Annotated in this window: 3 protein-coding genes; all 3 read left to right on the forward strand. The window is 37.7% G+C overall.

Translation table 11 applies throughout. The features are described 5' to 3' along the window. Positions 1-349, forward strand: a 349-nt coding sequence (locus tag HRT72_02630) for a DNA polymerase clamp loader subunit A (protein NQY66606.1), incomplete at its 5' end; no start/stop codon positions are given. Then, on the forward strand, positions 327-758 hold the full coding sequence (gene regA, locus HRT72_02635) for a translational repressor RegA (protein ID NQY66607.1): 432 nt from the start codon (positions 327-329) through the stop codon (positions 756-758). The genes HRT72_02630 and regA, both read left to right, overlap by 23 nt. Before the next feature lie 126 nt (positions 759-884). After that, on the forward strand, positions 885-1,376 hold the full coding sequence (locus HRT72_02640) for an Hsp20 family protein (GenBank protein NQY66608.1): 492 nt from the start codon (positions 885-887) through the stop codon (positions 1,374-1,376). Positions 1,377-1,529: the final 153 nt, after the last annotated feature.

A 1,529-nucleotide genomic window follows, 5' to 3' on the forward strand; every position in this document is an offset into this window, starting at 1 on the left:
GGATGAAGACTCTTTGACAGAAAAGGAATATGTTCCGTTTATTGTCAACCGCACATTGTCTTATTTTCCAGACACAGTTCTTTATGTCAATGAAGTAAACCTTCGGGGACATCTTGACAATCGCTTGCAGAATGACTATCTACTAAATAGCATTAGGAAGAAAAAGCGATTTGCGAGATGGTTGAAGCCTGATGCGAACGAAGATATTGACGCGATCAAAGAGTATTATTCTTGTAATTATAGAAAGGCTTATGAGATCGCAAAGGTACTGACAGGTGATCAGCTATCTCTTATACATAAACGTATGAAGAGAGGTGGGTTTCAAAATGGAAGGCGAAAAAAGAAATGATGAGACGCCAGTACCAGTAGATTTAAATTCATTAGTAGAAATTGAATTGAGTGAGGATGAAGATTTTCTAAAAATCAGAGAAACACTCACTCGTATTGGTATTGCCAGCCGTAAAGAAAAAACATTATATCAGTCGTGTCATATCCTTCATAAAAGAGGAAAGTATTATATTGTCCATTTTAAGGAGCTATTTGCTCTGGATGGTAAAGCCACTAATTTCAACGAGAACGATTTGGGTCGTAGAAATACAATTACAAATCTATTGGCTGAATGGGGCCTATTGAGTTTGGTTGATGTGAACAAAAGTTCTGATCCTGTTGTCTCTTTGGGTCAAATTAAAATAATTACCTACAGGGACAAAGGTGATTGGAACCTTGTCGCTAAATATAATATTGGAAATAAAAAATAATTTGCTATAGCCCCTTGACAACTTAACGTGAGGGTGCTATAATTAGAATTAAGCAAATGCCGATGGTCGGGTTTGTTTAATAAAAAGATAATTAAATATATCTTGCTTATAATAAGGAGAAAATAAATGGTAGTAACAAATAGACTTCCTAGTATTTTTAATGAACTTCGCAACGATCCGTTTCTTGTTGGATTCGATCAGCTTTTTGATCGTCTCGTTTCCTCTGGTGTGGGAACTACACAACAGGTAGCGGCATATCCTCCGTACAATATTGTAAAGAGGGGAGAAAGTGAGTTTTCAATTGAAATTGCACTTGCTGGGTTTACTGAAGATGAGATTGCGGTAACAGTTCAGGATGATATCTTGACTATTGAGTCAAATAAGGATCATACTACGGCTCGCCAAACACTCACTAATAGCTTTCTTCATCAGGGAATTGCCGAGCGTAATTTCAAGAGAAAGTGGACGTTGAGTCCCACCATTATTGTTACTGGTGCGACGTTTGTTAATGGTCTACTCAAGGTTAAGCTTAGGAATGAAATTCCTGAGACTGCAAAGCCTCGGAAGATTCATTTGAATAATGGTACTGCGGAAGGCCCGCAGACTTTGAGTGAGTAATTAAACTCATTCATCTGAGGGGGGAGTTTCGGCTCCCCCTTCTTCGTATATAAGGAATTTGTTAATGCCTAAATTTAGTCGGCGTAGTTTAGATAGACTTTCATCTTGTGATCCTCGTCTTTTGGGATTGTTTTTGGAAGTTGTAAGAGTTTA

The organism is Flavobacteriales bacterium (genome assembly GCA_013214975.1).
GTDB lineage: Bacteria > Bacteroidota > Bacteroidia > DT-38 > DT-38 > DT-38.

Bases quoted from the DNA above. Each gene is read 5' to 3' on its own strand.
- regA (NQY66607.1), top strand. From the start codon at position 327: ATGGAAGGCGAAAAAAGAAATGATGAGACGCCAGTACCAGTAGATTTA.
- HRT72_02640 (NQY66608.1), top strand. From the start codon at position 885: ATGGTAGTAACAAATAGACTTCCTAGTATTTTTAATGAACTTCGCAAC.